The sequence below is a fragment of the Bacillus norwichensis genome (assembly GCF_014836955.1).
GTDB lineage: Bacteria > Bacillota > Bacilli > Bacillales > Bacillaceae_C > Siminovitchia > Siminovitchia norwichensis.
Genome location: NZ_JACSPV010000036.1, coordinates 16678 through 40430, shown reverse-complemented (window position 1 = coordinate 40430; position 23753 = coordinate 16678). Strand labels below are relative to the sequence as shown.

Sequence of the window (23753 nt, the reverse complement as noted above, 5' to 3'; positions counted from 1 at the left end):
CTCTTCAGCATCACATGTTCTTTTCTAATAGGTTCACCAACATCGAAACCTCGTCGATACAATAGTCAGGATTCTCTTGCAGCAGTTGTTCTTTCGTATGACTCCCCCATGTAACAGCACAGGTTTTACAACCGGCTGCCTTCCCCATTTGAATATCAAATATCGCATCACCAATTACGATACATGTTGAAGCATCCAAATCATACCGTTCCACAATTGATAAAACGCCATCAGGGTGCGGCTTATACAGCTTAACTTGATCTGATCCAACCCAATCTTTGAAAAATCCAACAATATCCAGTGATGTTAAATTCCTAAATAATACATCTGTTTTTTTACTTGATACAACAAAACAATTAACATTGTTTTGTGTTAAAACCTTTAATACTTCTTTCATTTTTGGAAAAAGCATTAACGAATCATTTTCAAATTCTTTATATGCTTGACGGAACACGACAAGCAATTGCTCAAATTCATCATTGGTTAACTCTCTATTTGCCATTTCCTTAAACGAAGTTTCGATCGGAATCCCCATATAATATTCAATCACTTCTTGATCAGGCAGCGTAAGTCCCATTTCTTGAAAGGCTGCTTTCGTAGCCAGTACACTGCACTGTTTCGAATCTGCTAACGTACCATCAAAATCAAAAATAAATGTATCCATTTTCTCTCCTCACTGCATTTCATATAAATTATCTTTTGCTTTTTCTTTTAATAAAATGGGGTTGAAAATCTTGATGCCCTCGGGAGCTCGTTCAAGAATACCTTCTTGTTGAAAAGTTTGTATAATCCGGTTTTGATGCCGTACTGTTGTTCCAATAAATCCAGCTATTTCCTTAAGGCTTTTTTTAGCAATAAACGGTTGATAAAACTGCCCATTTTCATTATGTGAAATGGAAAATAAATAACTAGCAAAACGCACATCTGCCTCATTCAACAAATGAAATGAAAGAGTCATTGATTTTGTCAAAAACTTACGTCCAACTACCTCAAGTAAGTATTGATTAAATGCTGCTTCCATACATAATTTATTAGCGGTTTCTACTGAGATAACAAATGCGTGTACCGTTGAAACAGCTTCAATTGTATTGAGTACATTCACCTTTTGGATGAGTTCAATATCTCCAAATATCTGAACTGGACGATTAAACGTAACAATTAATCGTTTACCTTCTGGTGAGGTAACATAAATCTTCACCTTTCCCTTTACAAGAAAGAACAGATAGTCCAATGGATATCCTTGCTCACATAAACACTCTCCCGGCTCAAATTCAATCAATTTTACCTTGGTTTGGTCGAGCGATACTCGAGAATCGATCTTCTTTAAATAATCTCCCCATAAATTTCTATCAACTATCTCCTTCACCCGGTACACCTCATTATTTCTGTTTTTAGCATATATTAAAATATAGCTTTCATTACAGGACATATGTCCCAAAAATGAAATTTATCCCCTTTAATAGAAATAAGCACTAGCTTCTTCTCCATTTCACTAAAATTTTTATGATCAGTATTCGTTTAGATTATCAGCATTCAATGGCTATTCGATTCACCAAGCATCACATGAAGATGATTATCACTTTAATAAAAAAACATTCTATTTTAAAGCACCGCTTCCTGAAACGACTTTCAATTTCAGAGAGAAAGAATTATTTAATCTTTTTTTATGCCATAGCAAGATAGATCCATGCTTCAAAATAAATAAGCCGGGTAAAATCAAATTAAAAACTTGATTTCACCCGGCTTAAATCCACTTCATGATCCCGCATTCCAAAACTTATTCAGCTTCTCCAACAACAGAGAATCGTTGATTTATATGTTCTGCATTTTCAACTTCATCTAATACGGCAATAGCATAATCAGCATAGCTAATGTAGCTTTCATCTTTTGAATTTAGAGTGAGTACCTCCCCAGCTTTTGTGTATGAACCAGTTCGTTTACCTTCTGGATTAAAAAATCCAGCCGGGCTTATATAAGTCCATTTTATGTCGCTGGTATCTTTAAGTTCTTGTAAATTTGCAGCCATGTTTGAAGCTGTTGGAAAATAGGCTTCAGGAAAATCAGGCGTTTCCAGCACTCGAACTTTTTTTACTTCATCTACATAAAGGCTTCCTCCCCCCCCCACGACTACCAATCGCGTATCTTGAGCACCTTTTAGTGCTTCGATTAAAACTCTTCCGGCTTCAACATGTTGAAGCTCTTGTCCAGGTGCAGCATTAAATGCATTCACTATTGCATCAAAAGCCTCTATATCTCGTGATTTTATGTCAAAGATGTTCTTTTCTACTACTGTCACTTGTTTATTTGTAACTTTAGATGCATCTCTAACAATTGCAGTGACGTCATGCCCTCTTTCAACAGCTTCTTGTAAAATAAGACTTCCGGCTTTACCACTTGCCCCAATAATACCAATCTTCATATAAAATCCCTCCAATACTTGCAACTATAATGATTACATGTAATCATTATAGTTACAAGTATTCTTCCTGTCAACAGCTTCACTATTTCTAGTTACGTCCTTTTTTACGCTATAATAAACTTGTAATCAAATTAATTACATGAATGATAAAGATCGAGTTGAGATATTATAAAGAAGGTGACTAAGGTTGTCTATCAGTAGCAGATTTGCAGTGGGCATTCACATACTGACCTTAATTGAATTAAACAAAGAAGGAACAAGCTCCTCTGAATTTTTATCTTCGAGTGTTAACACGAACCCTGCCGTGATAAGAAGGATTATGAGCATGCTTAAAAAGGCCGGCTTAATAGAAGTATCGCCTGGTATTGCAGGAGCTAAACTGGCAAAAGAACTATCAGATATTACCTTGTTTGATGTGTATAAGGCTGTCAATGTCGTTCATGATAAAGGGTTATTTAGTATACATGACAATCCAAATCCAGATTGCCTCGTAGGAAAGAATATCCAGAAAACAATAGAACCATTGTTTTTTACAGCACAATCAGCCATGGAAAAGGTTTTAAAAAATGTGACCCTTAATGATGTGGTGAAGGATGTTACGGATAAATAGCATAAGCGGGTTGTAGGGTAAAAGAAAAAATCCAAAATGATCAGATCATCCGCTATTCCATCAAGTTTCGCTTGATAAAATCTGTGGCGACTCTAACTTTATTCAGCCGGAGTTTGAATCCCACCGAATTGAATATTCATCTCTCCATTTACTGAAATGGGAGACTCCTGCTGATGAAGTTCCAATGACGCTAGGCTTGAGATCTTTATTTTGAAAAGCGTGTTCCTCCAAGCCCTTATCCTGTTATTCTTATTTTAATTGTAGTGAAAGAGAGGGATAGATAGAGGCGTTATAGGACTGAGTTACTTTTATATCGATTTCGCGCATGAAAAAAAGAGGAATTGGACATCCCTCTTTTTTTCGATAGGCCCAAGCTCCAAAAATGCTCTTAGCCCCTTACTTCCCGATAATTGTCGTCATCTAAACCAAGTTGTTTATTGCGTTCTTTAAAGCAGATATTATGTGACGATACATATGCTGCTTCGGGAGCATCAGGTTCGATAAATAATTTGGCATTGTTTACAGCTAATGCAGCATCCGTAAATGCGCCTGCAATTAAACGTACTTTACTTTCATAATTTACAAAATTACCTATACCGTATATTCCGGGAATGTTTGTCGCACAGCGATTATCCACTACAGCGAGATCATCTTTCATTTCGATTCCCCACTTTTTTAATGCGCCAAAATCGCATTTTAAACCGTGATTCACAATCACTTCGTCAACTGCAAAACGTTCTTCTTCTTCCGTTTCAAGATGCCGAATCGTAATTTCTTCTATGACGTCATTACTGCCATGTAATTTGACCACTTCATAAGGGGTACAAATCCGTGCACTAGATTCTTTCATTTTACGCACATTCATTTCATGACCACCAAACTCATTACGCCGATGAATAACTGTAACGCTTTTGGCGATAGGAATAAACGTGTTAGCCCAATCCACAGCTGAGTTGCCTCCGCCAGATATTACAATATTTTTATCACGGAACACATCAACTTCTTGTACCGTATAGTGTAAGTTGTTAATTTCATAGCGATCTGCCCCTTCAATTTCTAACTTTTGTAATGAAAGTGCGCCATAGCCTACTGCCAAAATAACTGTTCTAGAATAGTGTTGTGTACCATCAGCTGTTGTTAATAAAAAATGAGCAAATACATCACGTGTTACATCGACTACCTTTTGCCCAAGTACAATCGTCGGATCGAAAGTTTGAGCCTGTTCTTTTAACTGATCAATCAACCTTTCTCCTAAAATGGGGGTTACGCCGCCGACATCCCAAATCATTTTCTCTGGATACATTAACATGCGCCCACCCAGCTCCTCATTTATACTCAATTAACTTTGTTTTCATATCGCGCATTCCGCTATAAAATGCACCATACATGCCAGCCGGTCCTCCACCGACAATAGTTACATCATACAATTCTGATTCCGGCATTATTTTTCCTCCTTAGCTAGTGCTGAAATTTTTTCAGCCATATCTTCCGCTTGTAATAATGTTGAAATAGGGTCGCCGGTAAAATATTCTTTTACATATAGCTCTACAACATGTCCTTTTTTCACAGCATCTAATGAATTCCATAGGCTAGGTAATTCTGTTTTAGCATCTTCTCCTTGCGTAATGAGGAAAATATAGTCACCAGCAAAATCACTAATTGTTTCCCACGATACTTCAGCGCGGTTTTTTTCCTTATCAATTAACTCGCTTTTCACTTTTTCTTGTGGTGTTAAGTCTAGAACCTGATAAGCTGCTAATCCTCCACGTTCAGCTGTTTCACCAACAACCATCGCGTCTTTAATAGTGAAGGTTGCATCAGCCGGTATAACTTCTTCAATTTTTTCCTTTGCTTTTGCAATGCGCTCATCAAAATCTGTTAGCCATTTTTCCGCTTCATCTTGTCTGTTTAAAATTTCACCCATTGCTGTTAATTGGTCATGAATACCATCATAGTTTTGTGTTTCAAAAACAACAGTCGGGGCAATTTTCTTATACTCTTCCACTTGTTCGCGATCCCATGTGATAATCAAGTCCGGGTTTAATTCCAATACTTTTTCATATGAAACTTGACCATCTTGTCCGATTTCTTCTGTGCGATCTGTGACAAATTGTTTTAGTAGTAAACCATAATCTAAAGTTGTTTTTGATGCACCGACAGGTTCAATACCTAGCGCCACAACATGTCCTAAATCCCAGTCCACCACAACGCGTTCAGGATTTTCCGGAACTTCAACCTCTCCCATCACTGTATCGATTTTGCGTGTCTCAAGAGATTCTCCCTTAGACTCTTCTTGCCTAGATTCTTCTGTTTTTGAACACGCCCCCAACATTAGCAGTAATGATAAAAATATTATTGAAACCAATAGCTTCTTCATTGTTGGTCTCCCTCAATTTCTATGATTTTTTCCCCTATTTCCTCCACCTGCATAGTCATTAATTGTTTCCCATGACATAGTTAAGCGTGTTTCATCTTTGTCCTGTAATAATTTTTGAAGATTTTCAGGCATAGATAAACCTAATAAATTGTATAATGCCTCACCACCGCCATCTTCTATTTCCAACGTGGCATTTTTATCGTCTTTAGAATTAATAATTGTAAATGTCGCGTCTGTTGGCACGGCTTGTAACACTTTCTTTCGCATTGTTTCAACCCGATTTTTCATATCATTTAAGAAAGCCTTCGCTTCTTTTAGGCGATTTAAAATCTCTCCCATCTCCGTCACGCGCTCTTCCATACTGTTATAATTCGATACATTAAATAAAACAGTCGGAGCAATTTTTTCGTAATCTGTTACAGCTTCTTGATTAAAAGTAATAATTAAATCTGGCTCTAATTCTAGGACTTTTTCCATTGAAACTTGCCCTTCCATTCCACTACCTTCCGCATCTTTGGGTATATGTGGTTTCAACATTTCGTTGTACTCCAGAATTGTTGAAGATACACCGACCGGCTCTGCACCTACTGCTAAAACATCGCCGACATTCCAAATAACAACGATGCGTTCTGGGTTAACGGGGACACTCACTTCTCCAGTTGCCGTCTTGACTGTACGCATTTCTTCCACTTTATCTGGCTCACTCGAGCAAGCCATAAGCATACTCATACAAAGCATAAAAAAGACAATAGGCCTTTTTTTCATGTACTAATGCCCCCTACTGCATTAAGCTTTCTACAATAGATTTACGTTGTGCTTCTAATGAAATAGGGTCATTGAAGTAATCGTTTGTTTCATCAATCATGAAAACGCGATTTTGCTTCACAGCTTCTAACCCCTGCCAAATCGCTGTTTTTTCAGTTTCTCTGAAATTAGCATTATCCTCGATAAAAATATAGTCTCCCGCATATTCATTTAATTTTTCCAATGACAATGCCGCATAACCTTGACCTTCAATCGCATACTTTTGAACAGCTTCTGGTGCTGTTAATTCAAGCTCATCATAAATAATTTCGCCACCTCGGCTATAGCGATTTCCATAGGCTATAACCTCTTTATCTCCTACTCCTAAAATTGAAATAGTAGATGAACCAATTTTTTCTTGAACCTTCTTTTTATCTGCTTCGATTTTTGCATTCCAATCAGCTATCCATTTGTCAGCTTCTTCTTCTTTTCCAATCAGCTTACCTATTTCTACTAACTGTTCTTTGAAGTCACGCTTTACCGGTTCATAGACTACTGTCGGAGCAATTTTTTCAAGTTCCTCTAAATCAGGCGTTGTTGTAAACGCAATAATTAAATCTGGCTTCAATTCCAAAATAGCTTCTAGCGGCTTATCCCCAATGTTCGTAACATCTTTTATATAGTCAGCAAAATAGTCATTTTTCATCGCAAAGTCAGACAAACCAACTGGTGTTACGCCTAGAGCCAACGGGTAACCAGCATATGAATTAGCATGGACTACGATACGTTCAGGATGTTTTGGTACCATTACAGTTCCACCGCTATCATCTTTATAAGCCACTAAGTCATTTGCATCCGTGTCATTCTTGCTCTCCTTACTGCATGCACTTAAAACAAGTAATAAAATTGTCGTTATAACGATAAAACGTTTCATGCTTATCTTCCTCTCACCAAGTCGTATGGAATACAAAATGGCCCACCAGTACGCGGGTCTTCAATAATATCTGCTTCGATTTGAAAGACTTGTTTCAATACTTCAGTTGTCACAACTTCTTTCGGGGAACCTGCATGAATGACAGTCCCCTGCCTGATCGCAATCATATAATCAGCAAAACGTGTTGCATGACTTAAATCATGAACAACCATAATGATCGTCCGATTTTCTTGTTGATTCAGTCTTTGTAACAGAGCTAAAACTTCAAGTTGATGTGCCATATCCAGAAAAGTTGTCGGCTCATCTAAAAATAAAATGTCTGTTTGTTGTGCTAATGCCATCGCAATCCACGCACGTTGACGTTGACCACCTGATAATTGGTCAACAGCTCGGTCATAAAAGGCTGACATACCTGTCACCTCGATGGACCATTCGATTATATCCCGGTCTTCCTTCGACATTGATCCCATACCTTTTTGGTGAGGATAACGCCCATACCCAACAAGCTCATAGACAGTTAAACCATCTGGTGCTGTAGGGGTTTGTGGCAAAATCGCTAGAGATTTCGCCACTTCTTTAGTTGATTTTAAATGTATCTGTTCTCCATCTAAAAGCACGCTGCCTGCATTCGGCTTCATTAATCGAGCCATTGTCTTTAAAATAGTCGATTTCCCCGAACCATTTGCACCAACTAATGCTGTAATTTTTCCATTGGGTATTTCAATATTTAATTCATTAACAATTGTCGTATCTCCATAACCTATTGATAGATCTTTCGTTAACAAACGCTGCATTGCTTTTACCTCCTTATCTCCCGTATTGTGCCCGATGCAAGCGACTATACGTACCGCCACTCACTAGCAGCTGCTGATGTGTCCCCTGTTCTTCTACACCTGCTTTTGAAATGACTAAAATACGGTCAGCATTTTTGATCGTTGCTAAACGGTGCGCAATAACTAATGTCGTACGTCCTGCGGATAACTCTGCTAAAGCCTGCTGAATTGCAGCTTCAGTTTCGGTATCTAATGCCGAAGTTGCTTCATCTAAAATTAATATTGGTGGGTTTTTTAAGAACATGCGGGCAATGGAAAGACGTTGTTTTTGTCCACCTGATAATTTAACGCCTCGCTCACCGATTAACGTATCTAAGCCATTCGGCATTTCTAAAATTAAGTTTTCCATCTGTGCTTGACGTGCTGCTTTCCAAATTTCATTTTCTGTAGCATCTAATTTGCCATACGCAATGTTTTCACGAATCGTTCCATCAAATAAAAATACGTCTTGTTGGACGATACCGATATTTTGCCGCAGTGATTGCAGCGTCATATCACGGATATCAATGCCATCAATTGTGATGCTACCGGCTGTTACATCATAAAAGCGCGGCAGTAAGTTACAAATCGTCGTTTTACCACCACCTGATGGTCCGACTAACGCCACTGTTTCGCCTTGTTCTACAGAAAAGTTAATATTATCCAGTAAGACTTCATCTTGTTCATAAGCAAAATGCACATTGTTATATCGAATCGTACCTTTAACAACTTCAATGTCCTTCGCATCTTCACGATCTTCCACATCCGGTGGTGTATTCAACAGTTCTTGAAAACGTTTAAAACCTTCTACACCTTTTGGATATGTTTCGATTACTGAGTTTATTTGCTGAATTGGGCTCAAGAAAATATTCGACAACACCACAAATGCCATAAACTCACCAAACGTCATCGATTGATTAATGACGAACCAAGTGCCGCAGGCTAGAACAAAAATGGATACACCCTTCATTAAAATATGGCTAACAGAGGCATTCCAAGCCATGACCCGGTACGTCACTAATTTAGTGCGACGAAAGCGTTCGTTATTTTCTGCATAACGAGCAATCTCATGGTCTTCGTTAGCAAAAGCTTGGACAACGCGTATACCACTGACATTATTTTCGACGCGCGCATTAAAATCGGCAATGTCTTTAAACATTTGTCCAAATGCCACCGACATTTTTCGGCTAAAGTAAATGGATAAGCAAATTAAAAATGGGATGATAATAAATGTTAAAATTGCTAATTGCCAATTAATCGATAACATTAATCCAAATGCACCCGTTAATGTCATTAATGCAATAAATAAATCCTCGGGCCCATGGTGAGCAATCTCACCAATGTCCATTAGATCATTCGTCATACGCGATACAAGATGTCCAGTTTTATTGTTATCAAAGAAGCGAAATGATAGCTTCTGTACGTGATCGAAAGACTTTTTCCTCATATCCGATTCGATATTAATCCCTAATTTATGTCCGTGATATGTAACGACAAAGTGAAAGATCCCGCTTAATACATAAAGTGCAAACAATCCAATACAAGCAAGTATAATGGTTTTCCAATCACCTGTTGGCAATAAATCGTCAATCACACGATTCAAAGCTAACGGAAACGCCAGCTCTAACAGCGCTGCAATAATTGCACTTGAGAAATCTGCAATAAAAAGCCACTTGTATGGCTTGTAATAGGCGAAAAATTGCCTAACCATCGTCGTAACCTCCTCACGTTTTGGAACGTGCTAATAGATATAAAAAGTATGGTGCGCCAATAACAGCAACGACAATCCCTGCCGGAACTTCGGAAGGCTGTAGAATCGAACGTCCTATTGTATCCGCAATCAGTACTAAAAGTCCTCCTACTAACGCAACAGTAGGTAATAAGAATTGGTGTTTCGGACCAATTAAACTACGCACTAAGTGGGGAGCAATTAATCCAACAAATCCAATACCACCGCTGACTGATACAGCTGTACCTGCTAAACCGACAGCTGCAAACAACAGCCATCGTCGCTCACGTTCCACGGCGACACCTAAACCATTGGCCAGTTCATCACCCATGTTTAAAATATTTAGTACAGGTGCTTTATACATAACGAATGGCAATAATACGATTAAAAACGGCAAGAATGCCATGACAAACTTCCAGTTTGATCCCCAGATACTGCCTGCCATCCAAGTTGCAACAAATTGATAGTCATCTGGCGAAAGCATCAGCGTAATAACAATCGTAAAAGCACTAATACCTGCTGCTACAGCGATACCTGTTAATAATAGGCGGGTTGGCGAAATTCCTTCACCACGCTTATAAGAAAGAAGATAAATTACAGTTGCTGTAATTGCTGCTCCCACCCATGCTAAAATCGGTAAAAATAAAATAGAATCACCTGTAGCCGCTGGGAAAAAGGCGACATAAAGCAATACCATTAAGCCTGCACCTGCATTAATTCCTAAAATCCCGGGATCTGCTAAAGCATTACGTGATAAACCTTGCAAGACCGTTCCGGAAATCGCTAATGCTGCACCGACCAAAACCGACAGCACAATGCGGGGTAAACGAAATTCGAATAAAATTAAATTTTGCTTGTTTGTACCGTTTCCAAATAATGTATTAATTACTTCACTAGGAGACAAACGAATATGTCCCGTGTTTAAACTAATTAAAAATGTAATAACAATAAGTACAGCAAAAATAATCATCACAGTTATATTGCGCTTTAGCTTTCGATCTCTCATTACAGTGTTCTCCTTTCTTTACGTGCAAGATAAAGAAAGAACGGAACTCCTATTAAAGCGATTAATGCGCCGACCGGTGTTTCATAAGGCGGATTAATCATGCGTGCGATAAAATCAGCCCATACCATTAAAAGTGCTCCGAGTACAGCTGAGCATGGAACAATAAAACGATAATCTACCCCAACGATATAGCGAGTCAAATGTGGAATAATTAACCCGACAAACCCGACAGGGCCTATAACTGAAACAGCCGATCCTGCAAGTATTAAAACGATCAGCGTACCAAATAATTTAATATGCTTTATTTTTTGTCCAAGTCCTATTGCAATATCTTCACCTAGACTAAGTAAGGTAATCGAGCGTGAAATAGCAACAGCGCCACCAATTGCAAGAACAACAATGGGAGCCATAATGAAAAGATGTGACCAGCGAGTACCTGAAACCCCGCCCGCATACCAAAATGCCAAGTCTTGCCCGATTCGGTAATATAGAGCAATTCCTTCGCTTAATGCACCGAATAATGCACTTAGCGCCGCTCCTGCTAACACTAAACACAATGGGGTTAAACCGCCTTTGGCCATCGACCCGACACCAAACACTAACATTGCACTGCCCGCTGCTCCTAAAAAAGAAAATACTATTAACATTGCATATGGTGTTTTGGGAAACAAAGCAAAACAAATGGCCATGGCTAAAACGGCTCCTGAGTTCAAACCAAGTAAACCAGAATCAGCAAGCGGGTTTCTTGTCATCCCCTGCATGATCGCACCTGCTACAGCAAAACTGGCCCCTACTAACAGAGCACCTATTACACGCGGCAAACGTAATTCATGTATGATTTGCTGGTCTTGTGAATTACCATCAAAACTAAACACAGCTTGCCAAACATCACTCAGCTTAATATCAGCAGCACCATATGAGATAGAAATAGCTACACTACACAGCAAAAAAATAGTTCCTGCAGTTAAGATCAGTGTTGCCGCAAACGGGCGTCCTCGCATTTGCGATTCTGTAGTTGCCAAACCTACATTTTCCTTTGCTGCCTCCATCGTTCCTACTCACCTTTTCCTCGAAAATAGTCCAATAAAAAACCACGCTCTATTTTTCAGCGTGGTGTGATTGACTCCTAGCACTGAATTGATAATCATTATCAATTAAATGATAGCAATCTCCTATTTAAATTACTATAGACAATTCTCATGAGTTCTTTATAGATAAATATCAGATTTTCTTTTACCAAGTAAATATTCCATTTGAATAGAAAGTTGCCCTTCTAGGGAGACCCCTTCACTAGACCAAAAATCCTCAAGCCGTAACATGTGAACTTTTTGCTGTTTCATCGCAGGTAAATTTTGCCATACTTGACTAAAGAAACGATGCTCTTGTTCCTTGCAATGCACGACTACAAACATCTCATCTGCTGCATAAAGTGGCAATTCACTTTCTTCAATCAATTTTCCCCGGTCAGGTATTAATATCTCTTTTTTAATATAAGGATTTGGTTTTAGTTTTAACATTTCATAAATATTATAAGCGCCCCTCGAGTTTGAACGCCAAATTCCAATTCGGCCATGATTACGTAGTTCATATACGCCAACAGTTGTTTTTGGAGACAAAACTGATTTTAATACATATTTCGCTTCCTTTATTTTCTGTTCATATTGATTAATCCATGCCTCAGCCTGCGCCTCACGCCCAACCAATTTCCCTATCATTCGTACTTCTTCTATTCGATCATATGTATCCCATTCTAAAGCAACTACTGGCGCAATTTTTTCTAAATTACGTATGTAGGCTTTATTCGGATACTCATGGACTGAAGCGATAATTAAATCAGGTTTCTTACCGTCCCATACAACACCCTCTTTCAACCAATTAGATGAAAGCGAAATAGCACTTTCTACATGAGGCCGAATAACATCCGGCACATTATAATAGGCAGACAAGAAAGCCCTGGGCTTAATTCCCGTTGCAAGTAATGATCCTGTAAACTGTAACGTTACGATATTCTCAAGACGGGTATGATCTCTAAAATTACTTGGAGCCATCCCAACTTGCTGTCTGAATTTTCGGCTTAAATATAAACTATCTCGATAACCTACATTTCTAGCAACTTCTTGGATCGTTTGTGAAGAACTCAGTAATAATAACTTTGCTTTTTCTAAACGAATATGCGATAAAAATTCATTAAATCCCCAGCCGATTTCTTTTTTAAAGCTCTCTGAAAAATAATTAGCATTGTAGCCAAATCGTTTGGCGACTAGCTCACGTGTTAAATTAGTATGTGCATACTTTTTAACATACTGTACAACTTCCTCAAAAGTATGCTGCTTTCCATTACGCTCATAAATCTCATATAACTTATTTATTTGCAATAACAATGTTTGAAAGTTGTATATTGTATTCCTTTTCTCTAAAGCTGCTAATGCCTCTACGACTGTGTCAGTTACACCTTGATAGTAAATAAATTCATGTATAAACCTTAACGCATCCATCTCATAAACTAACCGCGAGCCTTGTTCGACTAAATGATAATTTTGAAAACGAACAAGAGTGTACTCTCCATTTAATACATTAATTTGAATTTGATTACGTGCTTGAATAACAAGTAAAGAATCACTCACTAAGTGAAATGGACGACGATCTACTATTACCTCAACTTCCCCCTCTGCTACATACATGATCATTGCTTTATCATGTTGAATAATTGTATTCTTTCCACTCACTTCGACATCATCTACAGCATACATATGTTGTTGTATGTTCATTGCCCTCTCCTAATTGATTATCATTATCAATTATATTAACAATTGTTCCTTAAAGAAACAATTGAGATTCATTGGTAAAAGCAAAAGAAATATAGCCATTAAATCAAATGCGCCCAGATTTTATCGAGTTCTGTTCGATAAAATCTGGGCATCCGCCGGAGAGTTTAACTTCATTCAGTAGGGTTTCAACCCCACTGAATGAAATACCGCTATGCTTCCATCTCAACACTTGTAAAAGTGGGAGACTTCTAATGAATGAACCTTAAAATATCAAGTAGCTTTACAGAAGAAGTTAATTACATACTACAATATGCAAACTGGCAGTGATCATAAACAGAAATACCATACACCCACCTAAGGAAATCATTAACGTTTTTTTCTCTTATTATATCCTCGCTCTTCATATGGTTGCAGTTCGTCCAACCATTTATTCTCAAGCTCTGACAAAGCTTCTTTTTCATTAAAATATGGGTCATCTTTCTTTTTGAGTACTTCTAATATTTCGATACTGAAGGCACCTTCACCGTAATCACTCCAATCTTTTTGAAGCTCTTTGTTTGTAAAAGTGCCAGCTTTTAAACTGAATTTTAACCCGTTCAATGTTTTAAAATTTCTCGTCGTTCCAATGAAAATTTTCCCACTTTGAGTATTTTTAATTTGATAAACTCCCGCTTCAATCTTCATTTCTTTATAGATTTCTTTCAACTCTTTTTTTCGATCCATTATTGGCACTCACTTTCATTCGTTATTTTTTCAACCAATATTGACTTCCATCTGACTTTCTTTCAAGAAAGCCGTATTCAATTAAATATCTTCTAATCAGGATATAATCATCATATATATCCTTTAAAATCCCATTAATTTCATTTTCAGTATAAAATCTATCCCTTTCAAACCGTCCTGCGATTTCTCGAAGGATAATGAGTCTTTGCTTTTCTTTTGGAGGGAAGTTCCTTAATCGTCCACTTATCCCATTAGGTAAAAATTTTTGAGTAATTTCTTTTTGTTCCTCTTCTGTAACAGCGTATCGAGCATCAACCATCTTCGCTGTTCTATGTGGCGGAACAAATGCTGGTGCATGCTGATCTTTTTCCTTTAAAAGCTCCATAATGGCTAAAAAAACCTTAGCTTGGCGTTCTTTTTCTTTCAAAGCAAACCGATGATGTCTAATCGTGGAGGTACTGCCAATGCCCATCTCTTTCTGAACTTCTTTGTCCTTTTTTCCTTGATAAAAAAGGCGAAGTAGTTGATTCTGATGATCCGTCAGCCCTGTCAATTTCTTATCGAGGCCCATTAAATAATCAAATATGGATTGGTGAGAATGTTCAATATGAATACGCATATACTTTTCAGCCTCATAATAAAGTCCTGCATAAGGGTAAATAATCCCTTTTTCGATTCTTTCACCACATAAAAGACAAACGTATGAATCTGCCTCTTGCCTATACCCCTTTTTAAGCTCTTCTAATGAAGCGCTCCAAAAATCATCTGAAATATCCATCACACAACACACCTTTCAAAAAAACAAACATATTATAATTTAGTTTGTTAAATTACAAACGAATCTATCCTTCGTTTATAATATATCAATCCGCGAGGATTTTCAAAAGAAAAAAACGGCGGCTGTGAATTTCCCGTTTCACAGTCGCCGTAAATTACTAGATTCCTGTTTTATAAACCCTGCTTTTTAACCTCTGATTCCTCTCCTGTATTTATCCGCTCGTTTTCAAAACAATGTTGTCTATAAATGGCTATTTCAATTTTTAATATTTGTTTCAAAATAATAAAATTCATCAACTTTTTTCTCTTTCAAAAGTATGGGATCAGTTTTTTCACCTTTTACATATTGGTTGAAGAAAGCCAATATGTATTGATTCATCACTTGATGGAATTGATCGACATTGATATCCAATGACAAAAGGGGCGAAAGATAAGGGAAATCTGTAAAAGTATAATGATCCCCAGCTATAAAAGTGAGCCTATATGTGTCATTTTTAATTCCCTCTTCATAATGAAAATCCGCAAGTTCTGTAATTTTATTATGATATTCCCTGAATTCCTCTGGTGTAACATTTGTATACTTAATTTCTTCATCTGTTAGAAAGAGATAATCATCATCTAATATGAACATAAAAGGTTTTTTAAGCCTTGAACTGGCTACTGGTTCATGCAAGGGCCCATCTATATTGATTCCTGATAAAAACCTGGGATCGTCCAACAATACTTGCGCAGCTGTTGATCCCCCATAGGAATGCCCGAAAACTCCAATCCTATCTATATCCATCTTTCCGGTGAACAACTTTTGAGAGTCCTGTTTATTTATTTTAGTTAATTGATCGACTACGAAACTCACATCTCTGGATCTCGTTTTGACATCTTTCTCATCTTCAATATTAAAGGAATAAGAGTAAGCATCAGCGCGATTCATTACCTCCCGCCCATCGGGAAACTTCGTATATCCTGCATCATTCGTATGGTCTACACTGACAACGAAGTATCCATGGCTTGCCAGCTCCTCCATTTGCGAATAACTCTGCATTCTAGTACTGCCAAATCCGTGAGAAAATACTAGAATCGGGTATTTACTTTCCTGATCGGAGACTGTGATATCTTTTATACTGTTAGATTCGTTATATTTTAAATAATTAAAGAAAAAGCGTGGAAAAGAAAATATGAACTCCATCGTCCCCGACCATTCTTCATATGGAAATGCTTCATATTGAATCTTTTGATTATCGTCTGTCACCTCTGCTGGATACCAAATTTGTATCATGATTTCTCGGGCTTCTTGTTTTGAGATAGTATTTTGACTTCTGGATTCATCTATCAAATGCCTTGAAGTCATGCCTACTTCAAAAGGCCCTGTAGGCTTTGGTAATTGAAATACGGGCATCATGATGACTAAAGCAAAGCTGCTAATCGAATAGATAAGGATAAACAAAATGCCACAAAACTTTTTAACCTTCTTTTTATTCTCACTATCAAGTTTAACTTTTTTACTATTTCTCTGAATGAATGGTTTCAGTATGAGCAGTGTCAAAAAGATAAATAAGACATATGTTAATCCCATTTGCCATCGGTGACCTTCCGCCTCAAAATGAATCATCATTAAGATGAACGCTACTAAATTTGTACTTATTTTTACTTTTGCGTTGAACCTGAATAGAAAAGACAAAAGCCAAAATATATGGACAACAATTAAAACCCCTTCAAGCAATCTCAAAAACCTCATCTCCTATCATATAGTTAAGTTAATTAAACTAAACTATAATCCATAAGAGTTAAAAGGTCAAAGCTTATGAAATAGGGTCACGAGGGAAGCTTTTATCTTATTTCCTTAAACAAATACTTATCAAATTTGTGAAAGTGGCACAGCACAGTCCATTTAAATATGTCGCCTTGGGGTTTTTGCTCCCTGATTTTATCTAGAACCGTTCGAAAATCCTCTTGAAATCTGTGGCATCCGCCGAAAGCTTTAACTTGATTCAATTGGGGTTTGAACCCCCACTGAATGGAATATCAATACACATTCGTCTCACCATTTACAGTTGTGAGATGCTGAATGAAGTTAACACACTTCAAAGAAATTCTAAAGAGATCATCCTTGCGAAAAGAATGATCTACAATCTACCAGAATCCCGAAGCTACGTAAAAAGGGCCAATCTCTTTTACATTTGTGCAATATTGATTGAAGGGCAATGCTTTTTAATATCATTTACAAGTTGTTCTTTATTTCCACTTTCAAATACAACATAATCAAATTCATGTTCTTTCAAACGAAGCATAATGATTTCATTTGCGTTATGATAGGCCATAAAGTATTTCTTGCCTTCAATTATAAATATTCCGGCTTTCTGACCCGATGTCGTAATGCCTGTTCGCTTGATGGCAGTTTTCCATGGAAAGCTATATGAACCCACCCGAATTTCTTCAATCAAGGTGTAAGGAATTTTAATTTCCTTCCTCATAGTCAACGCTGCTGTCCAACCTGAAATATTCAGTAATAACTCATTATCATTCGATACGACTTGAAAGCTCATCTTTTAAACCCTCCAATTCACGTGATTCATTTCCCTGTTTTTTCCAATAGTAGACATGATGAAACAACTCACATAGAAGGTAATTCCTTTCGTGATAAATACAAGGTTGCAAATGTAAAACAGAAGACAATGAGTAATATGGTTACAATGATTGTTGTCAACAAGTGAGGTGATGCACTACCAGACGTTATAATGCTAACAGCTTGATTAGTTAAATGTGCCGGATTCAAAATCTGAAATCCTCCGCCCAACAAGGTAACAGTTTTCAATAGTATTAAAACAAAAAAAGACAGCAGTGCAATAGCAGGTGTTCTAAGTAATAAAGCACCTATTGCTATTACGAAAGTTAACATAAACAAACACCAAATATAGTAAACTCCCAGCCCTGCTGCAACCCTAGCAAAGGAGACAGCTTGATATAAATAAAAAGTATAAAATACAGCCGTCAAATATCCGATGAAGACAGAGCCAGCAACCATCGCTGCATGCCCAAACAGCTTACTTAACAAATACTCAGTGAGTGTCGTATCTCGGGTAAGAATAAACGCCAGCATTCCATTCGTTTTATCCGATACGATAATCCCCATTGTTGCTATAACAATAACGATTAATCCCATTTGGTCAAATTGATTGGTTAAAACACCAGCTAATACTTCATCAGCCGTTAACTCGGGCAAGGTTATGGCCATTCCATCAGGCAGTCCACCAGCGACTTTTAATATTTCAGGTAAATAAAAGGATGATAAGGGTTGAAGCATTCCTAAAAAGATAAAAACGACAGGCAGCCATAATATTTTGTAACTTCTTTTAGCGTCCAGCCATTCTTTCTTCATCAAAACTGTGAAGCGGTTCATGATGACTTCACCATCCTTATAAAGATCTCTTCCAAGCGTTCCTGTACCAGTTCAAACTTTTGAATAGGAAGATGTAAACTTGTAATTTTACTTAACAGCCAGTCTCTCCCCTGCTCGATATTTTTAACTCGCACTTTGGCAGCATTTCCTGTCACTTCAATTGATTCAATAATGTCTTCATTAACTAGCTGGTTTGACCACTCGCTTATTCGCGGCGCCTGAATAATAAATATATGTTTTTGAGTTCGTTCAATGATCTGATTAATCGATCCGTTAACCAGTAGCTTCCCTTTATTTATAATCAGCATCTTATCGCAAAGTTCTTCAGCATCATGCAAAATGTGCGTAGAAAAAAGAATGGTCGATTTCTGTTTGATCATTTTGAGCAATTCCAATATATCCCTGCGGCCTAATGGATCCAGAGCAGAAACAGGTTCATCCATAATCAATAATTTTGGTTGATGGATGAGTGCTTGTGCAATTCCTAATCTTTGCTTCATACCTCCTGAATAAGTGCCAATAGGCCGATTTTCCATCCCATCCAGCCTCACCAGCTCCAACAGCTCATAGATTCTTTGTTCTAAAATCTCCTGCTCTATATTTGAAAGGCCCCCCATAAATTTAAGCAATTCCTTCCCCGTCATCCACGGATAAAAAGTGGGGTGCTGTGGTAAATATCCAATATATTTACGCATTTGGTCATGGTTGTTTCCATTAATCAAGATTTGACCACCAGTAAGTTTGTTTATATCTAGGATCATTTTAATAATCGTTGTTTTACCTGCCCCATTGGGACCTAGAAGAGCGACACATTCTCCCTGACAAATATGGAAATCAATCTGTTGAACAACCTCATGATTTCCGTACTTTTTTTGAATCCGGCTTACTTGAAGTAGGGGCATCTAAGCTGTGCCTCCTTCCAAAGATAAAGTACAAGATGGGGCCGATCATATTAATCAAAATAATAATCATTCCCCACATCCATTTATATTCTTTGCTTTGATTTCTCTTTAATAAATCCCATAATGCCACAGAAAATAAAATGAGATGTAAGATCACGACGGGCAAAATCAGTGGTAACCAATTACCAAGTTCGTCAATCCCAATGTGATAGCCATAATGCATGTCAAAACCTCCTTACGATTCGTGTGAGTCTTGCGGGATAAACATGCTAGCAAAAATTCGGGTAGTTCGTGCAGACGTTGGCTGGTTCTGAACCACTTTTTCAATGGCCTGCTGGATAGTCTGTGTTAGCTCTTGAAATTCTTCGTCCGATAGATGTAAAGGTATATATGCATAACTAAATCCTTCTTCTTCATATTTTTCAGGGGACGTCTCCGCCAAATAAGAGGTCGCTAATTGAAACAAATTGCCATGGAAGACAGAAAAATGTCGGATGTGGTCTTCACGTGAAGTCTTTTCAACTTCGCTTTCGGGGATATGCAAATTATCTTTCTTCACTGAGAATGTGCGTTCTTCAGTTCCTTTCACCTTTTTCGTTTCTATGACTTCAATAAGGTTTGCTTCGAGCAAAAGATTCATATGGCGGTATAGTGTAGCTTGAGGAATATCACCGAGTATTTCTACAAGTTGTGCGATTGTGAGTGGTTTACCTAGTAACAATTGTTGGACGATCCGCATTCGTACAGGATGAAGAAGTAAATCAGCCTTTCCTTTCATTTGAACACCTCTAAATCATTATCATTTTATAAAATGATAATACATTTTCAAAATCATATTGTCAACTTATTTTGAAATATTTGTTAGCCCATTAATCTGCCTCCATTTCTAAATTTTTGTTTCTTTTTTCAAAATGATTTTATATAATATATCTAAATGATATATATCTTTTAGTTAGGGTGAGTTACTTTGAAAAAATATAATCATACAACATATGCCATTCTAGGAATTTTAACTACAGGATGCAGGTCTGGTTATGACATTAAGCAGCTGATTGATCGAAGCTTAAATCATTTCTGGAAAATTAGCTATGGACAAATATATCCGACATTAAAAACAATGGTCGAAGATGGATTAGCGGAAGTCCAAACTTCTTCACAAAAAGGAAAACCTGATCGTAATGAGTATTTCCTCACTTCGAAAGGGGTCGAAACGTTAAAAAGCTGGCTAGAAGAGCCCATTCAGCAGATTCCTGGTGAACGAAATGAAATTTTGCTTAAATTATTTTTTGGACGCTTTCAATCCAAAGAAAGCACCGTATCACTCCTCGAAGAATATAAGCAACAACTTGAGAATCGTTACCTAACGTATGTAAGCATTGAACAAGCCATTTCCAAATCCAACGAAGAAGATAAGGATTCCTTTTATTGGCTAATTACATTAGATTATGGAAAAAGAGTCACAAAGGCTGCCATTGAGTGGTGTATCTCTACGCTTGAACAAATTTCAGATCAGGAGGTATGAAAATGAGCAAACAAATCTATACTGGGCGTTACACGACTGAAAACCAAGAGGACATCGTTGTCTTCATTATTGGTATGAGGATAAACAGACGATTAGCATTGCATAAATGGCTTCCAGTATTTCAAAGTATGCCGGGGATGATTAAAGAACTGTATACAAACAAAGATGAATTGGGCTTTTTATCAATGGAAAGCTATTTTGGCCTTAGAACAACAGTCATGATTCAATATTGGCGTTCAACCGAGGACCTGCTCGCTTATGCAAGAAATGAGAAACACATGAAAGCCTGGGCGAACTTCAATAAAAAAATAGGCAATAATGACGCCGTAGGAATATATCACGAAACCTATAAAATCAATAACGGGGATTATGAATCGATTTATGGAAATATGCCACTTTATGGTCTTGGAAAAGCGTTAAAACATATTCCAGTAACTAAAAATCGAAATTCCGCTCGTAAACGGCTTCATAATACTGATGCGAATGTAACGACATCAACCTCATAAAATGAGGTTGGAAAATCTATTAGTATTGCTTTTCATACTATTAAACGGGTCTTGGCATAGCGCTCAGATTTTTTCGGGCGAAGCTCCTTAAATTTGCTCTAAAAAATCTTTGACTATCCAACGGCTTTAACTTCATTCAGCTGAGACTTGGATCACTATTGCCCCCCGCTGAATGAAGTTAAAATTGCTCTTTTTTAGTTCTGATTTTTATACATCTTATTACAATAATTAAGTATGTAGTTCATACATTGTATAGTGTCATTAATCCTGTGTTTCTTGGAATTATAGTAACGTATATCTAACCCTTCTGAAATGCTAATTACGTCATTAATGATGTTATGCCACCTTTCTGGCATATGATTGATTGCATATTTACCTGCTTCTACTTTTGAAATGATTTCATGTTCTCTTAGCGTATAGAATTGGCGTAACATCCCGGTAATGGACCACTGTAATTCCTGATCTAAAAATTTATTTGGTAATAGAGATGCTATTCTTTTGAATTTTTTTAAAGTATTCATTCGATTGAACCAATAGGTATTCATATTGGTTAGTACATAATTAGCCAGATCACTCTCATCAACATCAAAATGGAATGAGGTAATATTGGGACCAATAATACCTATTCCTTTGTTTTTCAGAATCCACCAAGTAATCGGGTTAATCTCATGATTACTCCAACGTACTTTTCCTTCATTTACATATAAACATTTTTTTGTTTCAGTCGCTTTCTTACCTATGTCTTTCCAAAGAAGATAGCACCCGTCCATTCCTATTTTTTTATATTTATTTTTTAACTCTCGATGAGAGTTAGATAATGCTTTTATCTCTGCTTCAGTTAATTGGCGGTTAACAATCGCAATGAAATCAATATCACTAGAGCCATTAATATAAGCATTAAGAGCAATTGAACCGTGTAAATATAATCCTTCAAGCGTATTAGGAATTCGTTCATTAAATAACGCAATATAATCCCTTAAAATATTTTGAACTGGGATGGGAACTCTTGAATCCATAAAACAACTCCTATTTAATCAAATGCGCCTTGGCTTATTCGCGCCCAGATTTCATCGAGCTCCGCTCGATACATTTCCTCTAAAAATCTGTGGCATTCGCCGGAGGCTTTAACTTTATTCAGTGGGGGTTTAAACCCCCACTGAATGGAATACCAATATGCGTTCATCTCACCACTTACAGAAGTGGTAGACTTCTGCTGAATGAAGTTAAAATATCCTTATTGAAATTGATTAAAGTCTCTTGCGTATGCTCTTTTATGCTTATTTCATAAAAGTATAACTTTCCTACTATATCAATCGACTTTTTGATAAGGAACCTCAACACCTTCATCGATAAATAAATGATTCGCAACATCCACATAACTCATCGTATTACGTACCCAATAATATGACTCATCTATTTTGAATAGTGGCACAGACAACTGGTGTTCAAAGGAAATCAACAAATGTACATCCTTTTCAATCGAAAATCTTGTGTCAAGGCCATCGGCTAATTCATATCGGCCTGTAATATCCTCTTTATTAGTAAGGGGTAAAATAACTAAATGTTTTGGAGCTTCTACAGTATTTTGTTTTCCCATTAAACAATACATAATTTCTTGTTCATATAGCGGAAACACTTCTTGATTCGTTGCTAACACAACCACTTCCTCTGTATATATATTGATAAAGGCTTGTGTCGAACATCCAAGCCATCCACCTGTATGACCAATCCATTCATTTTGAATGATAAAACCATAACTATAATTTTCAGCAGCTGTTGTTGGCGTTACTATAGATTGTACAAGTTCTTTGCTAATGTACCGCCCTTGCCAAAATGCTATTAAAAACTTTGCTACCTCTGCCACTGTTGCATAAATACCACCGTCCCCATATTCATCATTATTTTTTTCACTTTCGTGGAAATATGGGTCATCAATCGCCTTTAAATATCGTTTCTTCTCATAATCATATGTTTGACCTTGCGCTGCGCATTCCTTTATAGGTTGTGTTGTCGTGTGAGTGAGGTTTAATGGTCTTGCAATATATTTTTGTAAATATGCTTCATATGATAATCCACTCACCTTCTCAATAATTTTTGCAAGCAAAACATAATTTGTATTACTATATGACCATTGCTCATTGGGTGCAAATTGTGGCGATACTAATTCGATAAATGTGGCAACACTCCATTCTTCTCCAATATACTCGGGAATTCCTGACGTGTGTACAAGTAATTGTGCAACTGTCACCTCTGTAAAATTCGGTACATTAAACCAATTTGTTATTTTATCATCTAACTGTAGCTGTCCTTTTTCAATTAGCTGGAACGTCATGACCGCTGTATACATTTTACTTAACGAAGCTAAGTTAAACTGTGTACTTTCTGTAATAATATGCTGCTTTGTGATCTCTTGAAAACCATGATAATACTGCTTGGTTTGTCCATTTTTCACATGATACACAGCGCCATTAAAATCAATATTTTTAAGTATATCCTTCATTTGTTACCTCCCTAAATAAATTAGAAACCT

The 23753-nt window shown here is 37.2% G+C and carries 24 protein-coding genes and 1 pseudogene; 3 read left to right on the top strand and 22 right to left on the bottom strand.

All coding sequences use genetic code 11. The features are described from left to right. Window positions 1-10 precede the first annotated feature (10 nt). From H9631_RS16770 to H9631_RS16760, 3 genes are all read right to left on the bottom strand, one after another. The gene (locus H9631_RS16770) at window positions 11-664 is read right to left on the bottom strand and encodes an HAD family hydrolase (protein ID WP_191814841.1); all 654 of its coding nucleotides are present in this window, start codon (window positions 662-664) and stop codon (window positions 11-13) included. 9 nt (window positions 665-673) lie between these two features. Further along, on the bottom strand, window positions 674-1366 hold the full coding sequence (locus H9631_RS16765; protein ID WP_191814840.1) for a Crp/Fnr family transcriptional regulator: 693 nt from the start codon (window positions 1364-1366) through the stop codon (window positions 674-676). A gap of 411 nt (window positions 1367-1777) precedes the next feature. Continuing rightward, complete coding sequence (locus H9631_RS16760; protein WP_191814838.1) at window positions 1778-2419, bottom strand: NAD(P)-dependent oxidoreductase; 642 nt, start codon at window positions 2417-2419, stop codon at window positions 1778-1780. A gap of 187 nt (window positions 2420-2606) precedes the next feature. Between H9631_RS16760 and H9631_RS16755 the strand changes: the two genes are divergently transcribed. Then, a complete protein-coding gene (locus H9631_RS16755) occupies window positions 2607-3029 on the top strand; it encodes an Rrf2 family transcriptional regulator (protein WP_191814836.1) in 423 nt (140 codons plus the stop codon). A gap of 388 nt (window positions 3030-3417) precedes the next feature. On the opposite strand, the pseudogene H9631_RS16750 reads toward H9631_RS16755, so the two are convergent. From H9631_RS16750 to H9631_RS16670, 17 genes and pseudogenes are all read right to left on the bottom strand, one after another. Further along, window positions 3418-4471 (bottom strand): annotated as a pseudogene (locus tag H9631_RS16750) (NAD(P)/FAD-dependent oxidoreductase). Then, window positions 4471-5406, bottom strand: a complete 936-nt coding sequence (locus H9631_RS16745) for an ABC transporter substrate-binding protein (RefSeq protein ID WP_191814834.1) — start codon at window positions 5404-5406, stop codon at window positions 4471-4473. Before H9631_RS16745 ends, H9631_RS16750 begins: the two are co-directional and overlap by 1 nt. Before the next feature lie 12 nt (window positions 5407-5418). Beyond that, window positions 5419-6171 (bottom strand): ABC transporter substrate-binding protein, encoded by a 753-nt coding sequence (locus H9631_RS16740; protein WP_191814832.1) that lies wholly within the window; start codon window positions 6169-6171, stop codon window positions 5419-5421. A 13-nt stretch (window positions 6172-6184) separates the two neighbouring features. Then, complete coding sequence (locus tag H9631_RS16735) at window positions 6185-7084, bottom strand: iron-hydroxamate ABC transporter substrate-binding protein (RefSeq protein ID WP_191814830.1); 900 nt, start codon at window positions 7082-7084, stop codon at window positions 6185-6187. 2 nt (window positions 7085-7086) lie between these two features. Further along, complete coding sequence (locus tag H9631_RS16730; RefSeq protein WP_191814828.1) at window positions 7087-7878, bottom strand: ABC transporter ATP-binding protein; 792 nt, start codon at window positions 7876-7878, stop codon at window positions 7087-7089. A gap of 13 nt (window positions 7879-7891) precedes the next feature. Next, the gene (locus tag H9631_RS16725) at window positions 7892-9607 is read right to left on the bottom strand and encodes an ABC transporter ATP-binding protein (RefSeq protein WP_191814827.1); all 1716 of its coding nucleotides are present in this window, start codon (window positions 9605-9607) and stop codon (window positions 7892-7894) included. Window positions 9608-9620: 13 nt separating this feature from the next. Further along, window positions 9621-10631 (bottom strand): FecCD family ABC transporter permease, encoded by a 1011-nt coding sequence (locus tag H9631_RS16720; protein WP_191814825.1) that lies wholly within the window; start codon window positions 10629-10631, stop codon window positions 9621-9623. After that, window positions 10631-11680, bottom strand: a complete 1050-nt coding sequence (locus H9631_RS16715) for a FecCD family ABC transporter permease (protein ID WP_191814823.1) — start codon at window positions 11678-11680, stop codon at window positions 10631-10633. The genes H9631_RS16720 and H9631_RS16715 overlap by 1 nt, the downstream gene beginning before the upstream one ends. A 159-nt stretch (window positions 11681-11839) precedes the next feature. Then, on the bottom strand, window positions 11840-13399 hold the full coding sequence (locus H9631_RS16710; RefSeq protein ID WP_191814821.1) for a helix-turn-helix domain-containing protein: 1560 nt from the start codon (window positions 13397-13399) through the stop codon (window positions 11840-11842). Between the two features lie 366 nt (window positions 13400-13765). Beyond that, window positions 13766-14122 (bottom strand): GIY-YIG nuclease family protein, encoded by a 357-nt coding sequence (locus tag H9631_RS16705; protein WP_191814819.1) that lies wholly within the window; start codon window positions 14120-14122, stop codon window positions 13766-13768. A gap of 22 nt (window positions 14123-14144) precedes the next feature. Continuing rightward, window positions 14145-14900: a DUF2087 domain-containing protein gene (locus H9631_RS16700; protein ID WP_191814818.1), complete on the bottom strand. Its 756-nt coding sequence runs from the start codon at window positions 14898-14900 to the stop codon at window positions 14145-14147. 255 nt (window positions 14901-15155) lie between these two features. Continuing rightward, on the bottom strand, window positions 15156-16622 hold the full coding sequence (locus H9631_RS16695; protein WP_191814816.1) for an alpha/beta hydrolase family protein: 1467 nt from the start codon (window positions 16620-16622) through the stop codon (window positions 15156-15158). Window positions 16623-17067: 445 nt separating this feature from the next. Continuing rightward, a complete protein-coding gene (locus tag H9631_RS16690; RefSeq protein ID WP_191814814.1) occupies window positions 17068-17439 on the bottom strand; it encodes a hypothetical protein in 372 nt (123 codons plus the stop codon). Between the two features lie 68 nt (window positions 17440-17507). Continuing rightward, window positions 17508-18293 carry an ABC transporter permease gene (locus H9631_RS16685; RefSeq protein WP_191814812.1) on the bottom strand — a complete coding sequence of 262 codons (786 nt, stop codon included), beginning with the start codon at window positions 18291-18293 and terminating at the stop codon, window positions 17508-17510. Beyond that, a complete protein-coding gene (locus tag H9631_RS16680) occupies window positions 18290-19195 on the bottom strand; it encodes an ABC transporter ATP-binding protein (RefSeq protein ID WP_191814810.1) in 906 nt (301 codons plus the stop codon). The genes H9631_RS16685 and H9631_RS16680 overlap by 4 nt, the downstream gene beginning before the upstream one ends. Then, window positions 19146-19418 (bottom strand): PLD nuclease N-terminal domain-containing protein, encoded by a 273-nt coding sequence (locus H9631_RS16675; RefSeq protein WP_191814808.1) that lies wholly within the window; start codon window positions 19416-19418, stop codon window positions 19146-19148. Before H9631_RS16675 ends, H9631_RS16680 begins: the two co-directional genes overlap by 50 nt. A gap of 12 nt (window positions 19419-19430) precedes the next feature. Continuing rightward, a complete protein-coding gene (locus H9631_RS16670) occupies window positions 19431-19973 on the bottom strand; it encodes a helix-turn-helix domain-containing protein (RefSeq protein WP_191814806.1) in 543 nt (180 codons plus the stop codon). Window positions 19974-20162: 189 nt separating this feature from the next. On the opposite strand from H9631_RS16670, the gene H9631_RS16665 reads away from it, so the two are divergent. Continuing rightward, window positions 20163-20717 carry a PadR family transcriptional regulator gene (locus H9631_RS16665; RefSeq protein WP_191814804.1) on the top strand — a complete coding sequence of 185 codons (555 nt, stop codon included), beginning with the start codon at window positions 20163-20165 and terminating at the stop codon, window positions 20715-20717. 2 nt (window positions 20718-20719) lie between these two features. Continuing rightward, window positions 20720-21223: a DUF4188 domain-containing protein gene (locus H9631_RS16660; protein ID WP_191814801.1), complete on the top strand. Its 504-nt coding sequence runs from the start codon at window positions 20720-20722 to the stop codon at window positions 21221-21223. 194 nt (window positions 21224-21417) lie between these two features. On the opposite strand, the gene H9631_RS16655 is transcribed toward H9631_RS16660, so the two are convergent. Then, entirely contained in the window at window positions 21418-22239 is an 822-nt protein-coding gene (locus H9631_RS16655) for an aminoglycoside adenylyltransferase domain-containing protein (protein WP_191814799.1), read from the bottom strand. A 293-nt stretch (window positions 22240-22532) separates the two neighbouring features. After that, window positions 22533-23723, bottom strand: a complete 1191-nt coding sequence (locus tag H9631_RS16650) for a serine hydrolase domain-containing protein (RefSeq protein ID WP_191814797.1) — start codon at window positions 23721-23723, stop codon at window positions 22533-22535. Between the last annotated feature and the right edge of the window lie 30 nt (window positions 23724-23753).

Bases quoted from the DNA above. Each gene is read 5' to 3' on its own strand.
- H9631_RS16770 (WP_191814841.1), bottom strand. From the start codon at position 664: ATGGATACATTTATTTTTGATTTTGATGGTACGTTAGCAGATTCGAAA.
- H9631_RS16760 (WP_191814838.1), bottom strand. From the start codon at position 2,419: ATGAAGATTGGTATTATTGGGGCAAGTGGTAAAGCCGGAAGTCTTATT.
- H9631_RS16745 (WP_191814834.1), bottom strand. From the start codon at position 5,406: ATGAAGAAGCTATTGGTTTCAATAATATTTTTATCATTACTGCTAATG.
- H9631_RS16740 (WP_191814832.1), bottom strand. From the start codon at position 6,171: ATGAAAAAAAGGCCTATTGTCTTTTTTATGCTTTGTATGAGTATGCTT.
- H9631_RS16735 (WP_191814830.1), bottom strand. From the start codon at position 7,084: ATGAAACGTTTTATCGTTATAACGACAATTTTATTACTTGTTTTAAGT.
- H9631_RS16730 (WP_191814828.1), bottom strand. From the start codon at position 7,878: ATGCAGCGTTTGTTAACGAAAGATCTATCAATAGGTTATGGAGATACG.
- H9631_RS16725 (WP_191814827.1), bottom strand. From the start codon at position 9,607: ATGGTTAGGCAATTTTTCGCCTATTACAAGCCATACAAGTGGCTTTTT.
- H9631_RS16720 (WP_191814825.1), bottom strand. From the start codon at position 10,631: ATGAGAGATCGAAAGCTAAAGCGCAATATAACTGTGATGATTATTTTT.
- H9631_RS16715 (WP_191814823.1), bottom strand. From the start codon at position 11,680: ATGGAGGCAGCAAAGGAAAATGTAGGTTTGGCAACTACAGAATCGCAA.
- H9631_RS16710 (WP_191814821.1), bottom strand. From the start codon at position 13,399: ATGAACATACAACAACATATGTATGCTGTAGATGATGTCGAAGTGAGT.
- H9631_RS16705 (WP_191814819.1), bottom strand. From the start codon at position 14,122: ATGGATCGAAAAAAAGAGTTGAAAGAAATCTATAAAGAAATGAAGATT.
- H9631_RS16700 (WP_191814818.1), bottom strand. From the start codon at position 14,900: ATGGATATTTCAGATGATTTTTGGAGCGCTTCATTAGAAGAGCTTAAA.
- H9631_RS16690 (WP_191814814.1), bottom strand. From the start codon at position 17,439: ATGAGCTTTCAAGTCGTATCGAATGATAATGAGTTATTACTGAATATT.
- H9631_RS16685 (WP_191814812.1), bottom strand. From the start codon at position 18,293: ATGAACCGCTTCACAGTTTTGATGAAGAAAGAATGGCTGGACGCTAAA.
- H9631_RS16680 (WP_191814810.1), bottom strand. From the start codon at position 19,195: ATGCCCCTACTTCAAGTAAGCCGGATTCAAAAAAAGTACGGAAATCAT.
- H9631_RS16675 (WP_191814808.1), bottom strand. From the start codon at position 19,418: ATGCATTATGGCTATCACATTGGGATTGACGAACTTGGTAATTGGTTA.
- H9631_RS16670 (WP_191814806.1), bottom strand. From the start codon at position 19,973: ATGAAAGGAAAGGCTGATTTACTTCTTCATCCTGTACGAATGCGGATC.
- H9631_RS16660 (WP_191814801.1), top strand. From the start codon at position 20,720: ATGAGCAAACAAATCTATACTGGGCGTTACACGACTGAAAACCAAGAG.
- H9631_RS16655 (WP_191814799.1), bottom strand. From the start codon at position 22,239: ATGGATTCAAGAGTTCCCATCCCAGTTCAAAATATTTTAAGGGATTAT.
- H9631_RS16650 (WP_191814797.1), bottom strand. From the start codon at position 23,723: ATGAAGGATATACTTAAAAATATTGATTTTAATGGCGCTGTGTATCAT.